Consider the following 2,712-nt stretch of genomic DNA (forward strand, 5'->3'; position numbering starts at 1 on the left):
GACAATGCGGTACAGACAGAAAACATATTGAACGGTACCATTTTAACGGAGGATATTTCCTCAGGTGGTAACGATCAGGTATTGGTCACCGATGCGGTGGGAACGGTGGTTTGGGTTGACAAGTCTAGCTTCGATGCCATTGCGGACCAGGTTACCATAACAGGGGCTGGAACTGTTGGCGATCCTTTCAAAGTAGAGGATCTATCCATAGTAACGGCAAAACTGGACGATGGAGCGGTTACCACGATAAAACTAGGTGATGACGCGGTCACCAATGCCAAGTTGGCGGACGATGCGGTACAGACAGAAAACATATTGAACGGTACCATTTTAACGGAGGATATTTCCTCAGGTGGTAACGATCAGGTATTGGTCACCGATGCAGTGGGAACGGTGGTTTGGGTTGACAAGTCCAGCTTCGATGCCATTGCGGACCAGGTAACCATAACAGGGGTAGGTACAATAGGCGATCCTTTCAAAGTAGAGGATCTATCCATAGTAACGGCAAAACTGGACGATGGAGCGGTTACCACGATAAAATTAGGTGATGACGCGGTCACCAATGCCAAGTTGGCGGACGATGCGGTTCAGACAGAAAACATATTGAGCGGCGGTAACGATCAGGTATTGGTCACCGATGCGGTGGGAACGGTGGTTTGGGTTGACAAGTCTAGCTTCGATGCCATTGCGGACCAGGTTACCATAACAGGGGCTGGAACTGTTGGGGATCCTTTCAAAGTAGAGGACCTATCCATAGTAACGGCAAAACTGGACGATGGAGCGGTTACCACGATAAAATTAGGTGATGACGCGGTCACCAATGCCAAACTGGCGGACGATGCGGTACAGACAGAAAACATATTGAGCGGCGGTAACGATCAGGTATTGGTCACCGATGCAGTGGGAACGGTGGTTTGGGTTGACAAGTCCAGCTTCGATGCCATTGCGGACCAGGTTACCATAACAGGGGTAGGTACAATAGGCGATCCTTTCAAAGTAGAGGATCTATCCATAGTAACGGCAAAACTGGACGATGGAGCGGTTACCACGATAAAATTAGGTGATGACGCGGTCACCAATGCCAAGTTGGCGGACGATGCGGTTCAGACAGAAAACATATTGAGCGGCGGTAACGATCAGGTATTGGTCACCGATGCAGTGGGAACGGTGGTTTGGGTTGACAAGTCCAGCTTCGATGCCATTGCGGACCAGGTTACCATAACAGGGGTAGGTACAATAGGCGATCCCTTCAAGGTGGAAGATCTATCCATAGTAACGGCAAAACTGGACGATGGAGCGGTTACCACGATAAAATTAGGGGATGACGCGGTCACCAATGCCAAACTGGCGGACGATGCGGTACAGACAGAAAACATATTGAACGGTACCATTTTAACGGAGGATATTTCCTCAGGTGGTAACGATCAGGTATTGGTCACCGATGCAGTGGGAACGGTGGTTTGGGTTGACAAGTCCAGCTTCGATGCCATTGCGGACCAGGTAACCATAACAGGGGCTGGAACTGTTGGCGATCCTTTCAAAGTAGAGGATCTATCCATAGTAACGGCAAAACTGGACGATGGAGCGGTTACCACGATAAAATTAGGTGATGACGCTGTTACCAATGCCAAGTTGGCGGACGATGCGGTTCAGACAGAAAACATATTGAGCGGCGGTAACGATCAGGTATTGGTCACCGATGCAGTGGGAACGGTGGTTTGGGTTGACAAGTCCAGCTTCGATGCCATTGCGGACCAGGTTACCATAACAGGGGCTGGAACTGTTGGGGATCCTTTCAAAGTAGAGGACCTATCCATAGTAACGGCAAAACTGGACGATGATGCGGTTACCAACGCTAAATTGGCGGACGATGCAGTACAGACAGAAAACATAATGAACGGTACCATTTTAACGGAGGATATTTCCTCAGGTGGTAACGATCAGGTATTGGTCACCGATGCTGCTGGAACAGTGGTCTGGGTGGATAAGTCGAGCTTTGCTGTTTTGGCCGATCAGGTTACCATAACAGGGGTAGGTACAATAGGTGATCCTTTCAAAGTAGAGGATCTATCCATAGTAAATTCCAAGCTAGGCCCTGACGCTGTCACCAATGCTAAGTTGGCGGACGATGCGGTACAATTGGAGAATATTGCTGATGGTACAGCTTCTGGACAAGTAATACAATGGGATGGGACCGACTGGGTTTTAATTGATTTAGGCTCAGTGACGGTAACGGAAGTGGATGGTGTAATCGGAAACGAGGTAACAAACGCCACCGATGGCACTTTGGTACGTTCAGGAGCAGGAACAACGGTTAGCCCCTATACTTTGGACGTATCGGCCGATGGAATTACCAATGCAGAATTGGCGGACGATGCGGTTCATACGGAAAACATATTGAGCGGCGGTAACGATCAGGTATTGGTCACCGATGCTTCCGGAACGGTGGAGTGGGTTGATAAGTCGAGTTTTTCGGCCATTGCCGACCAGGTTACCATTACAGGAGCAGGAACCGTTGGGGATCCCTTTAAAGTAGAGGACCTATCCATAGTAACGGCAAAACTGAATGATGGGGCAGTGACCACAATAAAATTAGGTGATGACGCGGTTACCAATGCCAAGTTGGCGGACGATGCGGTTCAGACAGAAAACATATTGAGCGGCGGTAACGACCAGGTATTGGTCACCGATGCTTCCGGAACGGTGGAGTGG

Annotated in this window: 1 protein-coding gene; it reads left to right on the forward strand. The window is 49.4% G+C overall.

Annotated elements, in window-relative coordinates; all coding sequences use genetic code 11:
* The coding region (locus tag C7972_RS24025) for a hypothetical protein (protein ID WP_181422997.1) at positions 1–2,712 on the forward strand (2,712 nt) is incomplete at both ends.

It is taken from the genome of Arenibacter sp. ARW7G5Y1, from assembly GCF_003201775.1.
Lineage (GTDB): Bacteria > Bacteroidota > Bacteroidia > Flavobacteriales > Flavobacteriaceae > Arenibacter.